This window comes from Nocardia sp. NPDC055165, assembly GCF_053606985.1.
In genome coordinates this window covers 78,342-102,202 of record NZ_JBSGSS010000003.1, presented here as the reverse complement: position 1 = coordinate 102,202, position 23,861 = coordinate 78,342, and the positions used below count along the sequence as shown (strand labels likewise).

At 68.6% G+C, this 23,861-nt stretch carries 18 protein-coding genes; 1 reads left to right on the top strand and 17 read right to left on the bottom strand.

Going from position 1 to position 23,861, the window contains the following annotated elements; all coding sequences use genetic code 11:
- Positions 1-2 precede the first annotated feature (2 nt).
- From ACWFRF_RS07200 to ACWFRF_RS07170, 7 genes are all read right to left on the bottom strand, one after another.
- Positions 3-557: an HIT family protein gene (locus ACWFRF_RS07200; protein ID WP_378626868.1), complete on the bottom strand. Its 555-nt coding sequence runs from the start codon at positions 555-557 to the stop codon at positions 3-5.
- Positions 554-2,617 carry a threonine--tRNA ligase gene (gene thrS, locus ACWFRF_RS07195; protein WP_378988932.1) on the bottom strand — a complete coding sequence of 688 codons (2,064 nt, stop codon included), beginning with the start codon at positions 2,615-2,617 and terminating at the stop codon, positions 554-556. The genes ACWFRF_RS07200 and thrS overlap by 4 nt, the downstream gene beginning before the upstream one ends.
- A gap of 108 nt (positions 2,618-2,725) precedes the next feature.
- The gene (locus ACWFRF_RS07190; RefSeq protein WP_452449200.1) at positions 2,726-3,400 is read right to left on the bottom strand and encodes a (2Fe-2S)-binding protein; all 675 of its coding nucleotides are present in this window, start codon (positions 3,398-3,400) and stop codon (positions 2,726-2,728) included.
- Complete coding sequence (locus ACWFRF_RS07185) at positions 3,397-3,888, bottom strand: TIGR02611 family protein (protein ID WP_379312715.1); 492 nt, start codon at positions 3,886-3,888, stop codon at positions 3,397-3,399. Before ACWFRF_RS07185 ends, ACWFRF_RS07190 begins: the two co-directional genes overlap by 4 nt.
- Positions 3,889-3,932: 44 nt before the next feature.
- Positions 3,933-6,158: a SulP family inorganic anion transporter gene (locus ACWFRF_RS07180; RefSeq protein ID WP_452449199.1), complete on the bottom strand. Its 2,226-nt coding sequence runs from the start codon at positions 6,156-6,158 to the stop codon at positions 3,933-3,935.
- Between the two features lie 220 nt (positions 6,159-6,378).
- The gene (locus ACWFRF_RS07175; protein WP_452449198.1) at positions 6,379-8,613 is read right to left on the bottom strand and encodes a SulP family inorganic anion transporter; all 2,235 of its coding nucleotides are present in this window, start codon (positions 8,611-8,613) and stop codon (positions 6,379-6,381) included.
- A 207-nt stretch (positions 8,614-8,820) separates the two neighbouring features.
- Positions 8,821-9,585 carry a tyrosine-protein phosphatase gene (locus ACWFRF_RS07170; RefSeq protein ID WP_452449197.1) on the bottom strand — a complete coding sequence of 255 codons (765 nt, stop codon included), beginning with the start codon at positions 9,583-9,585 and terminating at the stop codon, positions 8,821-8,823.
- Between the two features lie 254 nt (positions 9,586-9,839).
- On the opposite strand from ACWFRF_RS07170, the gene ACWFRF_RS07165 reads away from it, so the two are divergent.
- Positions 9,840-10,634, top strand: a complete 795-nt coding sequence (locus ACWFRF_RS07165; RefSeq protein ID WP_387442729.1) for an MBL fold metallo-hydrolase — start codon at positions 9,840-9,842, stop codon at positions 10,632-10,634.
- A 3-nt stretch (positions 10,635-10,637) separates the two neighbouring features.
- Here ACWFRF_RS07165 and ACWFRF_RS07160 read toward each other — a convergent pair whose 3' ends face one another.
- The 10 genes from ACWFRF_RS07160 to ACWFRF_RS07115 all read right to left on the bottom strand — a co-directional run.
- Positions 10,638-11,846 carry a cytochrome P450 gene (locus ACWFRF_RS07160; protein ID WP_452449196.1) on the bottom strand — a complete coding sequence of 403 codons (1,209 nt, stop codon included), beginning with the start codon at positions 11,844-11,846 and terminating at the stop codon, positions 10,638-10,640.
- The gene (locus ACWFRF_RS07155; RefSeq protein WP_452449195.1) at positions 11,843-13,501 is read right to left on the bottom strand and encodes a fatty acyl-AMP ligase; all 1,659 of its coding nucleotides are present in this window, start codon (positions 13,499-13,501) and stop codon (positions 11,843-11,845) included. Before ACWFRF_RS07155 ends, ACWFRF_RS07160 begins: the two co-directional genes overlap by 4 nt.
- Positions 13,502-13,509: 8 nt before the next feature.
- On the bottom strand, positions 13,510-14,247 hold the full coding sequence (locus ACWFRF_RS07150) for a thioesterase II family protein (protein ID WP_452449194.1): 738 nt from the start codon (positions 14,245-14,247) through the stop codon (positions 13,510-13,512).
- Entirely contained in the window at positions 14,244-15,503 is a 1,260-nt protein-coding gene (locus ACWFRF_RS07145) for a cytochrome P450 (RefSeq protein WP_452449193.1), read from the bottom strand. Before ACWFRF_RS07145 ends, ACWFRF_RS07150 begins: the two co-directional genes overlap by 4 nt.
- On the bottom strand, positions 15,500-16,393 hold the full coding sequence (locus ACWFRF_RS07140) for a class I SAM-dependent methyltransferase (protein ID WP_452449192.1): 894 nt from the start codon (positions 16,391-16,393) through the stop codon (positions 15,500-15,502). Before ACWFRF_RS07140 ends, ACWFRF_RS07145 begins: the two co-directional genes overlap by 4 nt.
- Before the next feature lie 2 nt (positions 16,394-16,395).
- Positions 16,396-16,653, bottom strand: coding sequence for an acyl carrier protein (locus ACWFRF_RS07135; RefSeq protein ID WP_056810906.1), 258 nt, complete (start codon positions 16,651-16,653; stop codon positions 16,396-16,398).
- A gap of 12 nt (positions 16,654-16,665) precedes the next feature.
- Entirely contained in the window at positions 16,666-17,583 is a 918-nt protein-coding gene (locus ACWFRF_RS07130) for an acyl-CoA desaturase (protein WP_452449191.1), read from the bottom strand.
- A 61-nt stretch (positions 17,584-17,644) separates the two neighbouring features.
- Positions 17,645-18,898, bottom strand: coding sequence for an MFS transporter (locus ACWFRF_RS07125; RefSeq protein WP_452449190.1), 1,254 nt, complete (start codon positions 18,896-18,898; stop codon positions 17,645-17,647).
- Positions 18,876-21,122 (bottom strand): beta-ketoacyl synthase, encoded by a 2,247-nt coding sequence (locus ACWFRF_RS07120; RefSeq protein WP_452449189.1) that lies wholly within the window; start codon positions 21,120-21,122, stop codon positions 18,876-18,878. Before ACWFRF_RS07120 ends, ACWFRF_RS07125 begins: the two co-directional genes overlap by 23 nt.
- Positions 21,123-21,151: 29 nt before the next feature.
- A partial coding sequence (locus ACWFRF_RS07115; RefSeq protein ID WP_452449188.1) for an SDR family NAD(P)-dependent oxidoreductase occupies positions 21,152-23,861 on the bottom strand: 2,710 nt, incomplete at its 5' end.

Here is a 23,861-nt window from a genome sequence, read left to right as displayed (position 1 = left end):
CCTTATTCCTCCCACGCCTCCGCCAGCAGCTGCCGCGTGTCGCGCAACAACTGAGGCATCACCTTCACCCCGCCGACCACGGTGATGAAGTTCGCATCCCCGCCCCAGCGCGGCACGATGTGCTGGTGCAGGTGGTCGGCGAGCGAACCACCGGCCACCCCACCGAGATTGAGACCCACGTTGAATCCGGCAGGCCGCGAGACCTGCTTCATCACGCGGATGGCCCGCTGCGTGAAGGCCATCAGTTCCGCGCTCTCGGCGGTCGTGAGGTCCTCCAGGTCGGCTACCCGGCGGTAAGGCACCACCATCATGTGCCCTGGGTTGTACGGGTACAAGTTGAGCACGGCGTAGACATTCTCGCCGCGGGCGATGATCAGGCCGTCTTCGTCCGACATCTTGGGGATATCGGTGAACGGATGCCCGGTCGCGTCCTTGGGCTTGACCTCGCCGGTGATGTAGGACATCCGGTACGGCGTCCACAACCGCTGCAGGCGGTCGGGCTGGCCGGCCCCGGCGTCGACGATCGAGCCGGCCTCGGGGGCGAGGTTCTCGCTCATGCCTGAACCGCCGCGGAGACGACCTCGAACCCCTCGGCGGTGGGTGAGGCGTTCACGCGGTGGGCGACCCAGGTGGTGATGGTGGCGACCGCGTCGGCGACCGGCACACCGTTGACCTGGGTGCCGTCGCGGAACCGGAAGCTCACCGCGTCCGCTTCCACGTCACGCGCGCCCGCCAGCAGCATGAACGGCACCTTCTGCGCGGTCTGGTTGAAGATCTTCTTCTGCATCCGGTCGTCGCTGCGGTCCACCTGGGCCCGCACGCCGGCGTCGCGCAGCCGCTCGATCACCGAATCCAGGTGCGGCGCGAAGTTCTCCGCCACCGGGATGCCGACGACCTGCACCGGCGAGAGCCAGGCCGGGAAGGCACCGGCGTAGTGCTCGGTGAGCACGCCGAAGAAGCGTTCGATCGAGCCGAACAGGGCGCGGTGGATCATCACCGGACGCTGCTTGGTGCCGTCGGAGGCGGTGTACTCGAGGTCGAAACGATCGGGCAGGTTGAAATCGAGCTGCACGGTCGACATCTGCCAGGTGCGGCCCAGCGCATCCTTGACCTGCACGGAGATCTTCGGACCGTAGAACGCGGCGCCGCCGGGGTCGGGCACCAGGTCGAGGCCGGAAGCCTCGGCGACCTTCTCGAGGGTTTCGGTGGCCTCGGCCCAGAGTTCGTCCGAGCCCACGTACTTCTTAGGGTCCTTGGTGGACAGCTCGAGGTAGAAGTCGTCGAGGCCGTAGTCCTTCAGCAGGCCGAGGACGAACTGCAGGGTGCTGGTGAGCTCGGCGTGCATCTGCTCTTTGGTGCAGTAGATGTGCGCGTCGTCCTGGGTCATGCCACGCACGCGGGTCAGGCCGTGGATCACGCCGGACTTCTCGTAGCGGTACACCGAACCGAACTCGAACATCCGCAGCGGCAGCTCACGGTAGGAACGACCGCGCGCGCCGAAGATCAGGTTGTGCATCGGGCAGTTCATCGGCTTGACGTAGTAGTCCTGGCCGGGCTTGCGGACGGTGCCGTCCTCGTTGAGCTCGGCGTCGAGGTGCATGGCCGGGAACATGCCGTCCTTGTACCAGTCGAGATGGCCCGAGATCTCGTACAGATGCCCCTTGGTGAGGTGGGGGGTGTTGACGAACTCGTAGCCCGCGTCGACGTGGCGCTGACGCGAGTACTCCTCCATCTCCTTGCGGATGATGCCGCCCTTGGGGTGGAACACCGGCAGACCCGAACCGAGCGCGTCGGGGAAGGAGAACAGGTCCAGTTCGAGGCCCAGCTTGCGGTGATCGCGGCGCTCGGCCTCGGCCAGCAGCTCCAGGTAGGCGTCCATCGCCTCGGTGGATTCCCACGCGGTGCCGTACACGCGCTGCAGGTCCTCGCGGTCCTGGTCGCCACGCCAGTAGGCGGCCGAGGAGCGGGTGAGCTTGAACGCGGGGATGAACTTGGTGGTGGGAATGTGCGGGCCGCGGCACAGATCGCCCCACAGCTTCTCGCCGGTGCGCGGGTCGAGGTTGTCGTAGATGGTCAGCTCGTTGCCGCCGACCTCCATGATCTCGGGATCGTCGATGCCGGACTTGTCACTGATCAGCTCGAGCTTGAACGGCTCGTTCGCCAGTTCGACGCGGGCGTCGTCGATCTCCACGACGCGCCGCGAAAAGCGTTGCGCGCCTTTGATGATCTTCTTCATCCGCGATTCCAGCTTGGCCAGATCCTCGGGGGTGAAGGGCTTGTCGACCTGGAAGTCGTAGTAGAAGCCGTCCTTGATCGGCGGGCCGATCCCGAGTTTCGCGTCGGGGAACTCCTGCTGCACCGCCTGGGCCAGCACGTGCGCGGCCGAGTGCCGGATCACGCTGCGCCCGTCCTCGCTGTTGGCGGGGACCGGCTCGACGTCGGCGTCGTCCTCCGGAATCCAGGACAGATCCTTGAGCGCGCCGTCGACATCGCGCACGACCACGACGGTGTCGGGGCCCTTGGTGGGCAAACCCGCCTCCCGTACCGCCGCGCCCGCCGTAGTCCCGGCCGGCACTCGAACGAGGGCGACTGGACTGATGGGTGCAGAGGTGGTCACGGGGATGCTCTCCTTGACTTCGGTGCCGGGTCGATCCGGCAGTTCTCGCAGGGTCCTTCCCGCGCCCGCCCATGCTATCGGGAGCGCGCGTGGGCCGTGTCGATGGACCTAGGAGGTCCGAGCGCGCGCGGCGGCGGCCAGGTGTTCGGCTCGGTCGGCGGGCGAGCGTTTCGGGCAGCTCGTGCACATCTCGCGGCCGGGCGCCTCGTAGACCAGGCAGCACGAGGCGCGGCGGACGAAGGTGCGGCCCGCGACGGTGACGAACCGCGGCGCGGGCAGGCGCGCGCCCACGTCGGCGGCCAGCCTGGTCGCCGCGTCCGGGGAGCCCGCGTCCAGTGCCCGGTTGCCGATGGCATCGGCGACAACCGCCCACAGCGCCGGCATCCCGGCCCCCGACACCGCCGCGACCTGGGTGATCACGGCGGTCAGGGTGTCACGCAAGGCGGCAGCGACCTCGTCCGCCGCTGCCGCACCGGTCTCGCCACCTACGTCCGAGCGCACGGAACGGCCGGTGGCATCGACCGGCACGCGGTGGAACTGCGCGTGTTCGACACCACCGTCGGGCCGGACCACGCACTCGAATTCGCCCAGGGCGGCGACCGGGGCGGGCGTGCCCGCCGCGTAGGCGACGGCGATCTGCTCGACCAGCGTCGAGGCGACCATGCACCACCACAGGGTGCCCGCGACCCGGGGAACATCGGTGCCCCAGGTATGGCTCATCGCGTCGATCCGCGCCGCGATCCAGGCGGGGTCGGTGAGGACGTGGCCGGGAACAGTGCTCACGACATCAGGGGACTGTGTAACCATGGCCAATCGACTCCGATCCACCCTGCGACCATCGAAAATGTACCGAGCAGCCACAACGTCACGAGGACGAGGGCGAAGGTGCCCACCGCGCCGAGCACCTTGATGAACCAACCGCGCGAGGTGTACCAGTCCATGACGATCCGGTACTTGCCGCGCACCCAGGTCAAGGTGTGGTGGGCCCAGACGAACTCGGTGGCCAGGATGCCGAATCCCGCGAACACCAGCGCCCAGCCGGGTCCGGGGTACGGGATCGTGACGATCCCGACGAGCAGGACCAGCCCACCGACCACGCCGACGACGATGCGGTAGCCGAGGTCGAGGGTAGGGCGCTGGGCGATGTGTGCCCGGAAGGCGCGCCCGCGTTCCTTCAAGCCGTCCCACCGCTCCGGCTCGGCCGTGGACTCCTCGTCCGCGGAGTCGGGGCCGTCGGTGACGCGCTCGGCGGCGGTCGGATCGCTGGTCATGATTTCCAGACTACGAGTCCGACCGCCGACCGGTCGCGGTGTCGTCAGCCGGTGACGGCGAGTGCGGCGTGATCGTCGATCGCGCTGACCCCGTCGAGCGTCACCTCGAGCACCCGCGAGGTCGCGATGTCGAAGAACAGCCCCGACACCGCCAATCCGCGCTCGGCCACCGCCCGGCGCACCGCGGGATTACGTCCCAGGGTCTCCAGCTGCACGGCGACATTGACCATGCTCAGCTGGTCCACCTCGTCGTACCCGGCCGCCCTGGCCGCCTCGGCCACGGGATGGCCCGCGAGGAACCGCTCCAACGTCGGCTCGGCGTGGCGCAACCACGAGCTCAAGCCGCCTTCGGTGGCGGCGGCGGAGTGCACCGCCTTCATCGCACCGCACGAGGAATGCCCGCACACCACCACCGAGCGCACCGCGAGGCTGTCCAACGCGAAACTCAGTGCCGCTTCGACGGAATCGTCACCGCTGACCGGGACCAGATTGCCCACATTGCGCACGGTGAACAGGTCGCCGGGACCGCTGTTGGTGATCACGTTGGGCACGATCCGCGAATCCGAGCAGGTCAGGAAGAACGAGTCCGGGTCCTGACTGTCGTGCAGCCCGTCCAGATGCGGTCGCACGACGTGCGCGTGGCCGCGATGGTAGGCCGCGACGCCCGCGGTCACCGCGTCGCCGCCGGACTTCTGGTGCCGCCACGGACCCAGTATCTCGTCGATGGCGGCGCGACCGAATCCGCGGATCGGCGGCGCGGCCGGGGTATCGGCCATCCGCGCACTGCCGATTTCGACGAAATCGACACGGCCACCGCCGCTTTCCTGCTGACGCTGCCACTCCTCGATCGCCTCGAACGCGGCGTGATCGAGGAAGTCGACGGTCATCTCGACGGTCACCTCGGCGCCCGCGGGTACCTTCGCCAGCTCGCCCGACAGTTTCGGCAAGGCGAGGAAGGTGCACGAGCCGTCGATATGGACCTGCCAGCGCCCGTCGGGCAACGGGGTCGCCGCCACCTGCACGCGCACGACCCGCCACAGCAGCAGCCCGAAGGCCAGGGCGAGGCCGATGACCACGCCTTCGAGCAGGTTGGTGAACACCACGCCGAGCACGGTCACCACATAGACCAGCAGATCACCGGTGCGCCGGGCCAACCGGATGTGGGCCAGTTTCAGCAGCTGCATGCCGATGACGATGAGCAGACCCGCCAGCGCGGCCTTGGGGATCTGCTCCACCAGGCCGACCAGCGCCACCGAGAACAGCAGAATCCAGAGTCCGTGCAGGACGGTCGATGCCCTCGTGCGCGCGCCCGCCTGCACATTGGTGGCGCTGCGCACGATCACACCGGTGATCGGCAGACCACCGACCAGGCCCGAGACGACGTTCGCCGTGCCCTGGCCGATGAGTTCCCGATCGAATCCGGTGCGCGGACCGGTGTGCATCTTGTCGACCGCGACGGCCGAGAGCAGGCTCTCCACACTGGCGATCAACGCGATGGTCAGCACCATCATGGCGACGGCGGACCAGTTGCCCGAGGGCAGTTCCGGCAGGCCGAGCGCGTCGAAGACCGACCCGCTCAGGGCGATGCGCTCGACCTCGGGCAGGCCGAGCGAGAGCACGGTGCCCACCAGCACCGCGACCAGCGGGCCCGGCACCGCGCGCAGCTTCGGCGGGACGTACTTCCAGCCGAGCATCACCGCGATCACCACGGCGCCGACGAGCGCGTCACTACCGTGCAGCGCGAGCAGCTGTCCGGGGAGTTCGATCAGGTTGCGCAGCGCGGTGCTGTGCGAGGAGCCGCCGAGCAGCACGTGGACCTGCTGCAGGGCGATGGTGATGCCGATGCCGGCCAGCATGGCGTGGACCACCACGGGGGCGACGGCGAGCGCGGCCCGCGCGATCCGGCTGAGCCCGAACAGGATCTGCAGCACACCGGCGGCGACGACGATGAAACAGGTGACGCGCCAACCGAATTGCGAGATGGACTCGGCGACGACCACGGTCAGACCCGCGGCGGGACCGCTGACCTGCAGGACCGAGCCGCCGAGCAGGCCCGCGACCACACCACCGATCACGGCGGCGACGAGACCGGCGGCGATCGGCGCGCCGGAGGCGACCGCGATGCCGAGTGAAAGCGGCAGTGCCACCAGGAAAACCACGATGGAGGCGGGCAGATCGTGACGCAACAGCGTCTGTTGCCACGCGGGGCGGGACGACTCGTTCGACGAGCCGTCCGCGTGGGGCGGGGCAAGGTCGTTCTCGACAGACATTGACTCTCCTTCGCCGGCTCCCGGCGCTGGGCCGAGGCCGATCATCACGAGGACGGTGAAGCAAAGGGACGGGAGCATCGAAGGATCCGGTGCAACGGCGAACCGGGTTCGGATGGATCCAACCTATTAGTAAAGAATTGGCAAAGCCAGTGTGCCGCACACATAGTGGGTCTCGCCATAACAGCAGGCAGTGTGTGGTGTGACCCACAACTACCCCGCTTTACACCGGTTCGGCGGCGGCCCGACGGGCCTCGTCGAAGTCGGCGATCCCGTCGGCGGTGATCTCGATGACCCGCGCGGTCGCCAGGTCGAAGAACAGCCCCGACACCGCGACCCCGCGTTCCTGGATGCCACTGCGCACCGCCGGATAGTCGATCAGGGTCTGCACCTGCCGGGCCACGTTCACCATGCCGAGTTGGTCGACCGGGCCGAAGCCCGCCAGCCTGGCGGCCTCGGCGACGGGGTGACCGGCGTGGAACGCCGCCAGCGTGGGCTGAGCATGGGCCAGCCAGTCGTCGAGTCCGGGCCCGGCCTGCACCTGCCCGTACAGCGCTTCCATCGCCCCGCAGCCGCTGTGCCCGCACACCACCACCGAGCGCACGTCGAGCTTGTCGAGCGCGTAGATCAGCGCCGCTTCCACCGAGACGTCGGAGCCGCCCACCGGCACCAGATTGCCGACATTGCGCACCGTGAACAGGTCGCCGGGACCACTGTTGGTGATCACATTGGGCACGATGCGGGCGTCGGCGCAGGCCAGGAAGAACGTGTCGGCATCGGGCCGGTGCCGCAACCCGTCCAGGTGCGGGCGCATCAGGTGCGCGTGCTGGCGATGGTAGGCCGCGATACCCGCGGCGATCGGGTCGACGCCGCCGCTGCGCCGCCACGGCCGGATCGCCTCGTCGACCGCTTTGCGCGCGTGGCCGTGCTCGGGGGGCCCGTCGTGGGTGCGGGCCATCCTCGCGGCACCGAGTTCGACGAAATCGACGGTGCTACCGCCGGATTCACGGGCGTCGGCCCATTCCGAGAGCAACTCGCACGCCGCGTGGTCGAGGAAGTCCACGCTCAGTTCGACGGTCACGTCCACACCCGCAGGCACCTTCGCCAGTTCGGACGTGAGCCGGGGCGCGGCCAGGAAAGTGCAGGTGCCCGCGATGCGCACCAGCCAGGTCCCGTCCTCGCGCGGGGCCGCGGCGATGGTGAACTTCACGACCCGCCACAGCAGCAGCGCGAAGGAGGCGACCAGTCCGATCAGCATGCCCTGCAACAGGTTCAGCGCGACCACGGCGATCACGGTGACCAGGTAGACGTAGATGTCACCGGTGCGGCGGGCACGTTTGATGTGCGCCAGCTTCACCAGCTGCACCCCGATCAGCACCAGCAGCCCGGCCAGCGCCGCTGTCGGAATCTGGCGGACCAGACCGACCAGCACGATCGCGAACACCAGGATCCAGCCACCGTGCAGCACGGTGGCCGCCCTGCTGCGGGCGCCCGCGTTGGCGTTGGTGATGCTGCGCACGATGACCGCCGCGATCGGGAGGCCGCCCAGGACGCCGGAGACCATGTTCGCCGCACCTTGGCCGAGCAGTTCCCGGTCGAAGTCGGTGCGCTGATCGGGGCGCAATTTGTCGACCGCGACAGCCGAGAGCAGCGTCTCCACACTGGCGATGAGGGCGATGGTGAGCATGGTGAGCGCGATCGGCAGCCACCCGCCGTGCGGCAGCGCGGGCAACCCGATGCCGTCGAGCAGTGAGCCGTCGAGGCGCACCCGTTCCACCGTCACCGGCAGCACCAGCGAAACCACCGTCGCCGCCACCACCGCGACGAGCGGGCCGGGCACCACCCGTACCCGGCGCGGCAGATACTGCCATCCGATCAGCACGGCGATCACGAGCAGCCCGACGAACAGGTCACCCTTCTGCACCGACATCACCTGATGCGGGAGCGCGACGATGCTCGCCCACGGCGAGCTGACCGTCGCTCCGCCGAGCAGGACGTGGACCTGCTGCAGCGCGATCACCACTCCGATGCCGGCGAGCATCGCGTGCACCACGACCGGCGCGATGCCCAGCGCGGCGCGCGCGATCCGACTGAGCCCGAACAGAATCTGCAGGACACCCGCGCCGACAGTGATGAAACACATAGCAGCCCAACCGAATTGCTGAACGGCTCCCGCCACGACGACGGCGAGACTCGCCGTCGGCCCGCTGACCTGAACCTTCGAGCCGCCGAGCAACCCGGCGACCACCCCGCCGACAGCGGCGGCGATGAGCCCGGCGACCACCGGCGCGCCCGAGGCCAGTGCGACGCCGAGCGACAGCGGCAGGGCCACGAGGAAGACCACGAGTGACGCTGGAAGATCTTGCTGGAGAACAGCTTTCATTGACGCGCACGACATCGGGCGCGCCGTGGCGATGGTAGTGGTCGTAGTGGTGCCCGGATCATTGTCGGTCATCATTCTCCTTCGCCGGGGCGGGTGAGCTCCCGGTTCATCGGTCGAACATGCACTGGCAATTGATGCTGAGCTGCGAGCGAACGGCGGATCTGCAGCACTGCTCGAAGAGATCGGACCCCAGACACAGAGTCGGGTTAATAGTAAAGAACTTCCCAAGCATTAGAAAACGTTCTGGGAAGAATGGGACGGAATCGCCGTCGTTCTGTGACCTCAGTCACAGAGCAGGGCCTCGGCGAGCTGCCGTTGCGTCGCCTGGTCGAGACCGGCACGGGTCGCCCACGCGGTAGGGCCACCGTGCTCGGTGTCCAGGTGGGTCAGGAACTGGCGCATGGTGATCGCGTCGGCGGCGAACACCCAGGCGGGGAGCCGATCGGCCGCGTCGTCCGGTCGGGCAGGCCGGCCGTCGCGAGCCCGTAGCGCGGCGATGTTCGGGGTGGTCGCGGCGTAGTCGGCGATGATGTCGTCCGCGCGTACCCCGGCGACCGCGAGCAGTAGGGCGATCACCACCCCGGTCCGATCCTTGCCCGCGGCGCAGTGGATCAGCGCGGGCAGTTGGCTCGGAACCGAGAGCAGACGCAGCACGGCGGCGATGTTCTCGCTGCTGTGCTCGAGGTACTCGCAGTACCGGTCGAACATGCTCCCGTCGGGCGAGACCTCGGTGAGGTCGAGCCGCACCCGGTCCGCGCCGTAGACGTGCAGGTTCCGGTAGTCGGCGACGGCATCGACCACCGCACCCGTTCCGTCCGTGACGATCTCGTCCGGCGCGCGCAGGTCGACGACCGTGCGAAGTCCACAGTCGGTGAGCAGAAACGCCACGTCCCCGGCATCCAGCCGGGTGAGCAGATCCGACCGAAACACCCGCAAGCGACGCACCTGCCGCCCGTCCACCGTGCGCAATCCACCCAGATCGCGCGCGTTCACCGCACCGCGCAGCGGCAATTCCCGGCCCATCGCAGAACTCACACCATTGGTCATCACAATCCCCGTTCTCACTTTTCGCAGCACCTGCTGCCAAACATTGATCAACGGTATTCGGTGCCGAGCCTCCCCCATTCCGAAATCCGCTCTCCCCGAACGAGCTTCCGACTATTTGCGCAGGTCAGAACCCTTCATACGTCGATTCGATCGCGAAATACGATGGACGGATCGAGATATTCGATACGAGTCGGCGGCAGCCGTTCTCATCGATACCGTCGGCACGAAAACTCCCGTGTCGAAAGGTATGTCGCATGCACCTGACAATCGTCGGAAATCGAGCCGGTATGCCCGCCGACGGCGCAGCCAGTTCGGGCTATCTGGTCGAAACCGGCCAGTCGAGAATTCTGCTCGACTGTGGTCCCGGGGTCGCGGTGATGCTCGGCAATTACCTGCACGCGAGCCTGCTCGACGCGGTGGTGATCAGCCACCTGCATCTGGATCACTGCTACGACGTGCTGCCCATCGGCAAGCAGGCGATGCGCAGAGCCCCCGACGCCCCGGACCGCCGGATCAAGCTGTTCGTGCCGAAAGGCGCTCGCGCGAGACTGGATCAGCTCGCCGCGCTGTTCCCGGTGAAGACCTTCCCCGACCTGAATCGGGCGTTCGACCTGGCCTATGAGGTCATCGAGTACGAGCGCGGCGCTACCTACCCGCTCACCGACTGCAGCATCGAACTGGTGCCCATGGTGCACACCGAACCCGCCTGCGGGATCCGGATCGAAAGCCCTACCGGCAGTATCGCGTTCACCGGCGACACCGGCTGGAACGACAACCTCGTCGCGCTCGCCGCCGATGTCGACATCTTTCTCGCCGAGTCCACCCTCGCCGAGCCGGATCACACAGCTCACGGCCATCTGTGCGCCACCGAGGTCGGGCGGGCCGCCGCGGCCGCGGGTGCGCGCTCGGTGGTACTGACCCATCTCGGCTCGGCGCAGCCGCAATGGCAGCAGGCTCGACGCGACGACGTGGCCGCGGAGTTCGACGGGCCCGTACACCTGAGCCGACCCGGCATGCGGTTCTCGGTGCCCGCCGAACAGCCGAGCTGAGCCCTACACCGCGACCGTCAGTGTCGCGAGGCCGCGCAGGTTGATCCGGCCGTTCCAGGTCTGGTCGACCACCGCGGCCTCGGGAAAGCGGGTCACGAAGCGCGGGAACACGATCCGGGCTTCCATCCGGACCAGGGCGGCGCCGAGGCAGTGGTGGATGCCCGCGCCGAGCGAGACGTTCTGGTGCGCGTTCGGCCGGTCCAGACGCAATTCGTCGGCGTCGGGGCCCCAGAATTCCGGGTCCCGGTTGGCGGCGGCCAGCGCGCCGATCACCCAGCTGCCCCCCGGGATCTCGTGCTCGCCGACGCGCAACGGTGTGACGGTGATCCGGCGCATCAGGTGCACCGGGGTGTCGAAGCGCATCAGCTCGTCGACGGCGCTCACCGCCAGGTCGGGCTCGTTCCGCAGTCGCCGCGCCTGGTCCGGATGCTGCAGCAGCGAGCGGATTCCGCTGCCGAGGTGGGTCACCGTGGTCTCGTGGCCCGCGATGTAGAGGAACATCACCTGCGAGATCAGCTCGTCCTCGCTGAGCATGTCGCCGTCGTCCTCGGCGCTGATCAACGCGGAGAGCAGGTCGTCGCCGGGGGTAGCGCGCTTCCAGCGGATCAGCTCACGAACCATGCCGAACAGTTCCTGGTTGGCGGCTCTGATCTGTTCCTGGGTCTCGGCGCTCGCGAACGGCTCGAACACCAGCACGATGATCGCGGTCAGCTCGCGCAGGCGGGTGTGCTCGCCGACGGGGATACCGAGCATTTCCGAGATGATGGTGAAGGGCAGCGGAAAGGCCAGTTCGGCGATGACATCAGTGGTGCCCGCGGCGGCGATCCGGGCCAGCGCCTCCTCGACGAGTTCCTCGACGCGCGGCTGCAGCGATTCGATGGCGCGCGGGGTGAAGGCCTTCGACACCAGCCGCCGCAGGCGGGTGTGGTCGGGCGGGTCCTGGTCCAGCATCGACAGCCCGCCCATCACCCGGCTCTCCTTGCGGACCTCGGCACTGCCGCTCTTCCACGCGGGCAGATGCCGCAGGTGCGCCTCGTCGACCGAGTGCGCCGAGCGCTGCAACGCGGCCACATCGGCGTGCCGGGCGATGATCCAGAACCCGAGCGGATGTTGCTGCGCGGGTCCCGCGGCCTGCAGCTGGGCGTAGTGCGGATAGGGGTCGTCGATGAATCCCGGTGCGGTGGGATCGAAGACGTAGGTCTCGGTGCTCATTCCAGGTACCGCTTTCTCGCTGCTGCTCGCATGATTTTTCCGCTGCTCGTCTTCTGCACGGTGTTCGGCGCGGCGAGCACCACATCCGCCACGGCGAGTTCGTGCTCCTGCGTCACCGCCGCCCGGATGGCCCCCACGATGTCGTCGGCGTCGGCATCGGCGTCGCGCTCGAGCTCCTGGACGACGACCAGTTTCTCGCCGTCGCGCCCCGGCACCGCGAACGCCGCGCCGCTGCCGGGTCGCAGCGCCGGGTGCGCGCGGGCCACGGTGTGCTCGATGTCGTGCGGGTAGTAGTTGCGGCCCCGGATGATGATCATGTCCTTGAGCCGGCCCACCACATACAGTTCGTCGTCGACGATCAGGCCGAGGTCGCCCGTGCGCAGGTAGGCGCGCTCGGCATCGTCGGCGATGCGAGCCTGGAAGGTCGCGGCGCTCATCTCCGGCAGGCCCCGATAGCCCTGGGCCACATGGTCACCCGCCACCCAGATCTCGCCTGCCCGATCCGGCGGGCAGGGCTCGCCCGTTTCCGGGTCGACGATGCGCAGCGACTCACCCGGCAGCACCACACCCGAGCCGACGAGCGTGCGCCCCTGATCCGCGGTGGCCGGGACGTAGCGCCGGTCGGCGAGCGCGTCGATATCGGCGTCCAGCAATCGCGGACCGCGTCCCTTCCCACTGGCCGACACCAGCAGGGTGGCTTCCGCGAGCCCGTAACACGGAAATACCGATTGGGCGCTGAAGCCCAGTGGGGCAAAGGTTTTCGCGAACCTGTCCAGGGTCTCGGCCCGGATCGGTTCGGCGCCGTTGAAGGCGACCTTCCAGGAGCTCAGGTCGAGATCGGGCAGCTCGCCCGCCGCCGCGCGCGCGACACAGGCATCGAAGGCGAAGTTAGGGCCGCCGCTGGTGTGCGCGCGATAGCGCGAGATGGCCTCCAGCCACCGCAGCGGCCGCCGGATGAACGTGGTGGGCGACATCTGGATACAGGTCGCGCCCACGTACACCGGTTGCAGCACATTGCCGATCAGGCCCTGGTCATGGAAGAAGGGCGCCCAGCCGACGACCGTCGACGCGCTGTCGTGGCCGAAACTGTGCCGGATCATCTCCTCGTTGGCCACCAGGTTTCGATGCGTGACCATCACGCCCTTGGGCGCGGAGGTCGACCCGGAGGTGTACTGCAGGAACGCCACGGAATCCGGATCGAGCACCTCCGGCGCGAAAGCGGTGTCCGCTGTGGACAATTCGTCGACGGCCAGCCACTGCCGCGCCGCGCACAACGGCTCGAGCACCGCGCGCAGGGGCTCGAGCACCGCGCCGATCGTCAGCACGGCCGTGGGCGCGCAGTCGGCGACGACAGCGCGGGTCGAGTCCTGCACCTGGCCGCGACGCGGCGGATTCACCGGCACCGCCACGATATCGGCGTAGAGGCAGCCGAAGTAGGCGGTGATGAACTCGACGGACTGCCCGAAGACCAGCAGGGCGCGATCGCCCGGCTCGCACCGCGCGCGCAGCAGGCTCGCCACCGCCGTCGCCGCGTCGTGGAGTTCGCGATAGGTCGTGGTGGTGTGCTCGGCACCGTTGTCGTCGAGGAAGATGTAGGCGATGCGGTCCGGCTCGTCGACGGCGCGACGCGCGAGGATGTCGGGAAGAAGCTGCACGTCGGTCCTCAGGTCAGGGCGGCGGTCATGATCGCCGCGATCGCCGCGCGGTGTCGATGGTGGAACAGGTGATCACCGGTGAACTCGTGCGTGGCGAACGGGCCGTCGGTCAGTGCGCCCCAGGCCCACACTTCCTCCGGATCGGCGATCGGGTCCTCGGTGCCGTAGAAGGTCGTGATCGGGCAGCTGAGCCGGGGCTGCGACCGGTGGCTGTACTCCTCCGACAACTCCAGGTCCGCCCGCGTCAGCGGCAGCGCGTACCGCAGGAAGCTCGCGCTGCGGCCCGCCGCGCCCCACGCCCCCATCGCGGCCATCGCGTCGGCGAAGTCGTCGTCGGGCAGGCGATGCAGGACCGCACGACTCGCCGCCAGGTGCGGTGCGCGGCGACCGGACACGAACAGGTGGATCGGTGGCCGATCAGCGAGGGTCAGCGCGCGAGCCAGTTCATAGGCGATCAGCGCGCCCATGCTGTGGCCGTAGATCGCCACCGGCGTTTCACCCGATTGTGTTATCTGGCCGGTCAATTCGTCGACCGCGTCGCCGACCCGGCGCAGCGGCGGCTGCTGCGCGACGTCCTCGCGGCCGGGGAGCTGGACGCGGACCACCCCGATCTCGAGGCCGAACAGGTCGGGCCAGCGGTTGAACGACGACGCCCCGGCGCCCGCGTGCGGAATGCACACCAGTCGTACCGCCGCGGGCGCGGTGTCACTGCGCAACCACGATTTGACCAGTCCGGTGCCGGTCATGATGCCCGCCGCACATCGACGGGAAGGCTCTTCAGACCGCGCACGATGAAACTGTGGTCCTGCCACTCGAGTTCCGCCGACCGTGATTCCAGGTACTGCGAGCGGACGAACAGGTACTCGAAGGCGACCTGAGCCTGTAGTTCGGCGAGCAATCCGCCGAGACAACCGTGCATACCGTGGCCGAAGCCCAGATGTCCACCGCCGGTGCGGGTCAGGTCGAACTCGTCGGGCCGGGTGAAGACGTCGGGGTCGCGGTTGGCCGCGCCGAGGCACACCAGGATCTGCTCGCCCGCCGAGATCCTGGCCCCGTCGAGCTGGATATCGCGGGTGGCCAGGCGTTTGGTCAACTGCAGCGGCGGGTCGTAGCGCAGTGCCTCGGTGACCGCCGCCTCGACCGACTCCGGTCCGCGACGCAGCAGCGCCGCCTGCTCGGGATTGCGCAGCAGGGCGAGTGTGCCGTTGCCGATCAGCGATTTGGTGGTTTCGTTGCCCGCGACGAAGCACATGATGCAGACGAACACCAACTCCTCGTCGGACAGCACATCCCCGCCCCCGGTCCGCGCGGCGAGCAACTGGCTGATCAGATCGGTGCCAGGCCGGGCTCGTCGCTGCGCCGACACCGCGTCGATGGCGGCGGCGAACTCCTCGACCACCGCGCAGACCCGCTCGAAGTCCCCGGCCTTCATCATCCCGGGTTCGAGCAGGAATCGGATGTCGTGGGTCCACGGCCCGACTCGGCCGCGCAACTCCTCGGGCAGGTCCATCCACTCACACAGCACCGCGACCGGCAGCGGCGCGGCCAGATCGGCGATCACATCGAAGCCACCGTCACGCCAGGCTCGCTCCATCAGATCGCCGGCGACCCGGGTCACCAGCGGTCGCAGCGATTCCACCGACCGGGCGGTGAACACCCGGTTCACCAGTCCGCGCAGGCGCGCGTGATCGGGATTGTCGGTGAACACCAACGACTTACGCCCGAGACGTTCGATCTGCTCGACGCTGCAATGGCCGAGCCGCTCGGCCTGCCGGGTCACCAGGCTGGGGATCAGCCCGGCGCTGAACGAGCGATCGTGCAGTACGCCGCGCACCTCGGCGTGCCGGGTGAGCACCCACATGCCGAGCGTGCGGTGCACCGGTTCGACCTCACGCAACTGCTGGTAGATCGGGTACGGGTCGTGCCGGAATTCGGCGCTGAACGGGTTGAACCGCACCCGGGTCCGGGCGGGCGCGACGGGATCGGACGACTGCGTGGTCATGCCGACCGCACCGGATGGTCGGTGAAGAATCCGCTGCGATAGGGCACCAACACCAATCGCAGCAGGCCGATCTTGCCCATCCGGAAACCGAGCGCCGAAAGTTTCAGGTAGCGCGCGTAACGCGCGACCACGTCGGCGCCGACGAGTTCGGTGGCCTCGGCACGGTTCGCGCGCAGCCTGCGCGCCCACTGCTCACACGTCCAGGCGTAGTCGAGACGACCGTTGCTGATCGAACGCACCTCGAACAGTCCCTCGGCCGCGGCGGTGATCTCGGCCAGGGTCGGCAGGTCGGCGTCGGGGAAGATCTCCTGCTGCATGAAGACACTGGCCTGATCGCGGGACATGTTCGCGTAGGCGATGGTCTGCAACGACAGCGTGCCGTCGGGCTCGAGCCAGTCTCGGCACCGCGTGAAGAAGTCCCGGTACACACCGATCTTCTGTTCCGGCGAATCGTCGGGGGTGGCGAAGTGTTCGAAGGCGCCGATCGAGATGATGCCGTCGAAGCGGGTGTCCGGCTCGTAGTGCAGCCAGTTCTCGGTCCGCACTTCGACGCCGGGGCAGGCGCGCGAGCCGACGAACTCGGCCTGCTCGGGGCTGAGCGTGAGCCCGACGGACCGGGCGACCCCGGCTTTTGCCGAGCGTTCGAGGATCGCGCCCCACCCGCAGCCGATGTCGAGGACCGAGGTGGCGTGCTCGGCGTCGATCGCGTCCAGGTGGTATCGCAGTTTGCGATCCTGGGCGATTTCCAGTGTGTCGTCGGGGTTTTCGCGCAGGGCGCAGGAGTAGGACAGCGACTCGTCGAGCCAGAGCCGATAGAAGTCGTTACCCGCGTCGTAGTGGTGGCGGATCGCTGCGGCGGCCGCGACGGACCGCTCGATATGCACCGACATCGCTACCCCACACTCCGCCGGCTCTGCTCGTGCAGGTAGGCGGCGACGGCGTCGAGGTTCGGGTTGTCGAACAGGTCCTCGGGCGCCAGATCGACGCCGTAGCGGTCCTCGACCTCGATCAGCAGCGCCACGGCCAGGGCCGAGTCGATGCCGAGGCGGTCGAAATCGGTGGCCGGGTCGATGGTGGCGGCCGGTACCTCGAGCAGACTCGCGAGGTATTCCTGGCACCAGGTGACAATGGCTTCTTTACTCGTATCCATGGTGAGAATTCCTTAGATTCGCTTGGCTGCCATGCGTTCGGCGGACGGCATTTTCAGGTCCCAGGCGAGACCACAGAACGCCAGTGTTCGAATGAGCCAGAAACCGGGGTCGAGTCGATACCAATCCAACCCGAAAGAGGGCGACTCCGGAAACGCGTGGTGATTGTTGTGCCACGACTCCCCCAGTGTCGCCAGGGCGAATACACCACCGTTGTGGCTGTTCTCGCGGGATTCGTACCGACGGGTGCCGAACATGTGCAGGAACGAATTGATCGCCCACACGATGTGCTCGAGAACGAAGATGCGTACCAGTCCGCCCCAGAGCAGGCCGGCGACCGCGCCGGTCCAGCTCATCGAGACCAGACCGCAGATCACCGTCGGGATCAGCAGCCCGAGCGCCACCCAGTAGTAGTAGAGGCGGGCGATGCGGACCAGGCCACGGTCCTTGATCAGATCGGGCGCGTAATGCACCACGTTCGGGTACTCGTGGCGGCGCATCCACAGAAAATGCGAGTGGGCCAGGCCACGCAGGGCCCCGCGCAGGCCGTCACCGGCGAGGTTGGGTGAGTGCGGGTCGCCTTCGCGATCGCTGTACTCGTGGTGGCGCCGGTGCAGCGCGACCCAGGAGATGACCGGACCCTGGCCCGCCATCGAACCGAGGATCGCGAGCACCCAGGTCACCCACGGCGCCGCCTTGAACGTGCGGTGGGTGAACAGCCGGTGGTAGCCGACGGTCACACCGAGTCCGGTGAGCAGCCACATTCCGAAGAGCAGGGCGAATTCCAGCACGCCGAAGGGCCGGACCAGCAGGAAGGCGACGGCGACGACGGTGCCGATGATCGGGAGAATATCGAACAGCAGGAAATGGCGTCGTTGCAGTCGATGAATATAGGGACTGCTGATCGTTTTTCTGCGCGGATCGGGATTCATTTTTTCACTTCACCTCAGCGGTATAGAAACCGGGCGCAACATTATTACCGTATTCATCGCTTCAACGGTCGGCGACGGCGTGTGACAATTGCCGATCGCCGGATCGGAATTGTTTATGACGGACCAGCGACAGCGCGACACTGATCGCGCCGAAGCCGGTGGCGAACATCCAGAGGTGGCCGGCGCCGAAGACCGCGATCACGGCTCCGCCGATCGCCGAGCCGAGTGCGGCCCCGAGATACAACGCCGAACCGTTGAGCGACAACAGCATCGGTGCCTGCTCCGGGCTCGCGTCGGCGATCATGCTGTGTTGCTGTGCGGGCAGGAAGGCCCAGCCGACCACACCCCACACCGTGACGAAGGCGACGGTGGTCGCCAGGGTCTGCGCGGCGATCGGCTGCCAGGTCAGGTTCGCGGTGAAGATCGTCAACGCGCCGAGCAGGACCGGCCGGGCACCGAATCGGTCGACCAGCACGCTCCCGCCCCACAGACCGGCGATCGCCCCGACGCCGTGCGCCATGATCAGCGTGCCGACAGAGCCGGCACCCACCGCCGGGACCTCCGCGTAGATCGGACCCAGGTAGGTGAAGACCATCAACCCGGCCGTCATCCCCGAGATCGTCACCGCGAGGCCGAGCCACACCGGTGGGTGCCGCAGGGGTGCGAGTCGCTCTCGCAGCGACACCACGGGCGTGGTGTCGCCCGCCGGAACCGTCAGTGCCACACCGACAGCGGTGATCAGCGCCACCACGGCGACGGCGACGAACGCCATCCGCCACGACGACAGCCCGGCAACCCATACTCCGAGCGGCACACCTGCCACGGTGGCGATCGAGATACCGCCCAGGATCACCGCCAACGCACGTCCGCGACGATCCGCCGTAGCCATTCCGGCCGCCGCCGCGGCCGCCAAAGGGACGTAGATCCCCGCGACGCACCCGGCCGCGATGCGCGCCAGCGCCATCACCCAGGGCGACCAGGCCACTGCGGCAAGCAGATTCACGACGACGAACAGCGCGATCGCGGCCAGCAGCAGCAGCCGAGGCGAACGCACCCGCAGCACGGTGACCACGACGGGTGCGGCGAGCGCGTAGGCCAGCGAGTAGCCGGTGACGAACAGCCCGGCGCCGGCGACGGAGACCCGCAGGTCGGCCGCCATCGGCGCCAGTACCCCGGCGACGAGGTAGTTGTCGGTCCCCGCGCAGAACGCGCCGAGCGCGAGCACCAGGACCGGCAGCCACCGAATCGACGACGGCGCGGCATCGGTGACGGTCACCGAATGCCCCGGCGCCTCACCAGGGTCGGGCGCCGGCATCGCGCAACTCCACGGCCACATCGATGAGTTCGTAGATCCGCATGCTCGGTTTCCAGACGCTCGCGTCGGCGATCACCCGGATCCGGCCCGGTCGCCGTTCGACGCTCTTGATGTGCACCTCGAGGGTCATCAGCTCGTCGCTCGCCAGGATCTGCCCGCGATACCGCCACGACAGCGACACTCCCACCGGGAGCACGAATTCCGGCGCGACCAGCTCGGCGGCGAGACCGGAGTCGACCGTCCACTCCTGCATCGCCTGGATCACCGCCTCGACCCCGAGCGAGCCCGGCATCACCGGGTCGAGGTAGAAGTGGTAGCCGAAGAACCAGTCGTCGGCGGCGACCGGACGGGTGGCACGCAGGTAGCCGAGCCCGTAGGTGCCCGCGCTGTCGACGGTCTCGATGCGGTCGAGCATCGCCAGATGCCCGACCGCGCACGGCATGCCGGTACCCGCCGCGCGTCTGGCCGCCACGTCGATCACGCGGACGTCGGGACGTCGGTCCTGGCTGTCGAGCCAGGTCGGCACGAGCTCGCCGTTGTCGAGTCCGTTCTGGTTCGCCAACGCCGGGGCGTTGAAGAACCCGAACAGCGACTGCCCCGCGTAGAACGGTTCACCGTCCACCGAGAGTTCGTAGGAGAACGTCTGCAACACGACGCCGACCAGGACGGTGGTGTCGGTCAGCCTGCTCGTCTGCTGAATCGTCTTGTCCCGCAAGTCGACTTCGCGCAGGACGGTCGCAGAGCCGTCGAGATTGCGCAGGCTGAAATCCTCCCCGGGCGAGGTGAGGGTCGCGCCGAGGAAGTAGCCGAGCAGCAGCGCCGATTGCAGCGAGGTCTCCATGTAGACGACGTTGGGCATGGAGGCATCGGCCGACTCGAGGTAGTACCAGGAATCGGCGGGCGAGTCGTACTCGGTGTGCGAGCTGCCCGCGTCGAGCTGTCCGCGTCGTCCGTCGACGGCCATCACGCGGTCGCAGAGCTGGAGTCCGTGGTTGGGCATGCGGGTGGCCCTACGGCCGGCGTAGGCCGAGAACTCCGGGCCGAGCGCGATGCCGAGATCACCGCGGGCGCTGTGGGTCATGTGGAATTCGCCGAGCAGCGCACGCTGACCGAAGGCGTTGCGGCGGCCGAGGAATCGGGGAATCTCACCGCCGGCCTCGGGACCGATCGGCAGACCCGATTCCTCCGCGACCTCGAGGGTGAGGCCGTGCACGCGCGCCACCACTGCTCCCGCACACCGGATCTCGGCGTTGATCCGGAGCCAGGGACGCGGGAGCAGGTCGATCTGGACCACGTCGGCGATCAGCTCGACGGGGCCTGTCATCGGCGCGGACACGGTCACCTCGAAGGGCTCCCCCGCCTGGAATCGGGCCCCGGCCAGGCACAGCTGCAAGCCCGCGCGCACCGCGAAGACCTGGGCGGCCTGCCAGATGAGCTCGGTTGCCGCGGTGACCGGATCGGGGCCGTCCACGCGGCAGGTGGCGCGCAATCGCCCTCTGGCCCATGGCCCTTCACGTCCGGCGATCTCGAGCACCTCGGTGAGGGTGGCGTGGGTGCCGTCGGTCAGCCGGATGTCGGGGTTGACGCCTTCCTGGTCGTAGGCCGGACCGAAGACAGCGGCTATCTCGCCCCTGCCCAGCGCCGCGAGGTCGGCGCCGTTCAGCGTGGTGATCGGCGTGCGGGCGAGGAACTTGAAGGCGTTCATGGTGGTCGCGGGCGCAGGCAGCTCGAAGACCACCGGGTGCCCGGGCGCCGCGGAGACCGCCAGACCGGTTGCCGGCGTGTAGTCCACCATCACCGCGAAGGACTGTTCCGCCCAGGTGGGCGACTCGGGGGTGATTTCCGTGTCGGTCCGGGCGATGTGCTCGCCGCGACCGAGGCTCGCGAGCGTGCGCCGCTGCAATGCGGTCTGCACGTCCATCGCCGACAAGTGCGCCGTCACCAGCTCGGAGCGAACCTCGTGCAGGAGGGCGGAAATGGGGTCGGCGGGTGTACCGCCCGCCGCCACCGGCACAGTGGCCGATGGCGCCGGTGCGGTGGCCGACTGCGCCGGTGCGGTGGTGTGTCGCACCGCGGGCACCGCCGAGCTGGGCGCCGGGGCCTCCGGCGCTGTGGATGACGATCGGGGGGCGGGGCTGACGGCCGGCTCCAGTGCCAGCGACCAGGCGAGGACGTCGAAGGGCTCACCGTCGAAGTCGAGGGTGTCCAGTGGTGTGATGGTCATCGGATCTCCATTCCTCACATCGACGATGCTCACGCGCGCTGCTCGCGCAACCGCACGGCCTCGGCGAACTTCTCGGTCATCTCCGGAGTGGCGATCACGGCGAGATCGGAGTAGCGCTGCAGCACAGTGCCGTTCGGAGCACACGCCGTGACGGTCACGGTGACCTCGGTGCCGGTCGCGTTGGCGCGCAGGTCGTCGACCACCAGCACGAACGAACTGTCGTCGGGCAGGGGGGCGAAGTACTCGATACGCCCGATCGACAGCGGCAGGCAGGCCGAGTTCATGAACCACACACCGAGCAACGCGCCGGCCTGGATCGCGACGTCGGCCAGCACCGGACTGTGCAGTGCCCCCGCGTAGTTGCCGGTGCCGAGGCGAGCGTCGGGGAGCTTGCCTTCCACGACGAGGCGGCGGTCGGCTCGTTCCAGGATGCGGCGCACGCCCTGCAGCAGCGGCCCGTGGAACAGGTCCGCTGCACGGTAGACGTCGAGCCCGTTCTCCGGTCCCACACCGATCGCGTAGCCCGGCCAATCGGAAGCGACGGGGGCGGGCCATGTTTCAGCGGCGAGGAGGAAGGTGCCGGTGAAGTGCGACGGCGCCAGTGTCTTGCCCGGTTCGTCGCTGCGGATCCAGACCGTGACGCTCAGGCGATCGTCGACGACGATCCCCGCCTGCGCCTCGAGCCGGTAGGAGCGTTCGTCCTTGCCGTCGTAGACGATGCCCCGCAGTACCTCGAAGCCGGTGCATTCCACCACCCGCAGGCCGGGGTTGGCGCGCTCGAGCACATTGATCGCCCAGCCGAGTCCGGCGGCCGCCGGGAACACCGGGAACTTGCCGACTCGATGATCACCGATCACCGCGTCGCCGGCCAGCGGCGCGAGATCACGGTGAGTGGTGAAAGAGCTTGTCGGGGTGAGGGTCACGGCCGTGGCCAGCGGTGCCGCGGGACCGACCAGCACCGACACGTCGTCGGCGCGACCGGGGGCGAACTGTTCGGCGAACATCCGGGCTCCGGCGTCCATCCCGAGCAGCGCGACACCGCGGGCGAGGAAGACTTCGCGCAACTGCGGAGTCACCATGCCGCCGTCCCACGCACCCCAGTTGACGGTGGTGACGTGGCCGGCCAGACCCTGCCGTCGCCAGCTCACCGCCGCCCGGTTGAGGGCTTCGTTGGCGACCGCGTAGTCGGCCTGACCCGGATTGCCGTACACCCCGGCCACCGACCCGAACAGGATGAGGTGCCCGAGCGTGGCGTCGCGCAGCGCGGTGACCACGTTGTACAGCCCGTCCAGCTTGGTCGCGAGGACGAGGCGGATGTCGTCGGCCGTCTTGGCGGGGAGCAGGGAATCCGCGAGGGCGCCTGCCCCGTGCACGATGCCGGTGATCCGGCCCGCGTCCGGCGCGAGTGCCCGCTCGGTGGCTTCGGCGTCGGTGATGTCGACCGCGAGGTAGCGTGCCCGTGCGCCGGTCTCGGCCACCGCGTCGACGGTCGCGCGGATCTCGCGCTGCGCCAGCAGGTTTCGAGTGAGGCGGTCGACCTGCTTGGGCGTCGGCTGCTCACCCGCGGCGCGTACGGCGGCGATGGCGGCGGCCTTGAGCGCGTCGTCGGCGACACCTGCCGCCCACTCCGGCTCGTCCTCGAGTTCAGTGCGGCCGAGCAAGAGGAACTCGCACGGCTTGCGAGCGGCCAGTTCACGAACACACCGCGCGGTCACTCCCCGTGCGCCACCGGTGACAACGAGAACATCGTCGGTGGTGAGGGCGAGTTCGGTGGCCGTGGCCGTGCTGTCGACTGCCTGCGGGCGCAGTGTCCAGCGGGTGTGATCGGCGTCGACCCCGACTTCGCGCGCGTCGATCGCGGCGTCGTCGAGCTCGGCGAGGAAGGAGACGATCAGTGCCTCGTCGGTCAGGTGCGGCGAGAGATCCAATGCCCGGCAGAACAGCCCGGGCGCTTCCTGCGCGAGGGTCTTCACCAGACCGCTGACCCCGCCGACAACGGCGGCGGCGGCCGCTCGTTCACCGCGGTGGCCGAGCACGCCGTCGATGCGGGTGAGCGTCACGAACGCCGCCCGTGTACCGGCTTCGGCGGTCGCGACCAGGCGGTCGTGCACCAGCGTGGCGGTGTGGATGGTATCGGCGAGCCGATGACCGCCCACCAGCCACTGGCTGTCCGCGGGCAGGACAGTCAGGCACAGATCCAGCCGCGCAACATCTTTCAGCGCGGACTCGATCGCCCCCCGCACGGTGGCGCCGTCCCATGCGGCTACGCCGGCATCGTCGCGGGCCGCGACGGCGGCCGTGTGCACGGTCCAGCCCTGCTGTTCGAGGCCGGTCGCGAGAGCCGCCGCGGTGGTGTCACCGTGGTCGAGGATCAGGGCCGTCCGCTCCGCGGCGTAGGGCTGGGAAAGGCGGTCGATGTCGGGAAGTGCGACCGGCACGATCCGCAGCAGCACCGGATCGTCTTCGATCCCGTCCTGGCTGGATCCCGGCTGAAACCCGTGTGCACCGGCGGCTTCCGACCCGCCACCGACCGTGGGGACAGCCGGGGTTGCGGCGGGAGCGGCGGAGCCGGCGACGAAATCGACGATGTCGTTCAGGGTCCGCAATTCCGCGACCTGCTCCGGACCGACCGCGGGCACACCATCGATACGCTCACCGACCGCACCCATGATCTGAACCCGCTTGATCGAATCCACCCCGAGATCGGCCTCCAGATCCAGCGACAACGCCAGCATCTCG